The following is a 719-nucleotide window of genomic DNA, read 5'->3' on the forward strand; positions in this document are numbered from 1 at the left end:
CTCCCGTATCCCGGTCGGCGTGGCGCTTCTTGTCGAGTATCTGGCCCCCGCGCTGGTCCTCGGCTGGGTCCGGTTCGTCCAGCGCAGGCCCGTCACCCGGGCCGCCGCGCTCGGTGTGGTCCTGGCGGTCGGCGGTCTGGCCTGTGTCGTGGAGGTCTGGGCCGGGCTGAGCTTCGACGCGCTCGGGCTGCTGCTCGCCCTCGGTGCCGCCTGCTGTCAGGTGGGCTACTTCGTCCTCTCCGACCACGGCGGCCAGGAAGGCAGGGGTGAGGGCGCCGACGGCCGGCGGGCCGAACCTCCGCATCCGCTCGGCGTCATCTCGTACGGACTGATCGTCGGCGCCCTCGTCCTCACCGTCGTGGCGCGCCCGTGGGGCATGGACTGGTCCCTGCTCGGCGGCACCGCCGGGATGAACGGCACCGGGGTTCCCGCCTGGGCGCTGCTCGGCTGGATCGTGCTGGTCGCCACCGTGCTCGCGTACGGCAGTGGCGTCGTCTCCGTCCGCAGGCTCTCGCCGCAGGTCGCCGGGGTCGTCGCCTGCCTGGAGGCGGTCATCGCGACCGTGCTGGCCTGGGTGCTCCTCGGCGAGCACCTCTCCGCCCCGCAGCTCATCGGCGGCTTCGTGGTCCTGACCGGCGCGTTCATCGCCCAGTCGGCCGCCCCGAAACCGCCGTCGGGACCCGTCGCCGCGGGGGCGGGGGCGGCGGCCGGTGCCGTCG

General features: G+C 74.7%; 1 protein-coding gene. It reads left to right on the plus strand.

Features of this window, described 5'->3' with window-relative positions; all coding sequences use genetic code 11:
• Nucleotides 1-719, plus strand: a 719-nt coding sequence (locus RNB18_RS50725) for an EamA family transporter (RefSeq protein WP_311720892.1), incomplete at both ends; no start/stop codon positions are given.

Source organism: Streptomyces doebereineriae, from assembly GCF_031845645.1.
In the GTDB taxonomy this organism is placed as follows: domain Bacteria; phylum Actinomycetota; class Actinomycetes; order Streptomycetales; family Streptomycetaceae; genus Streptomyces; species Streptomyces canus.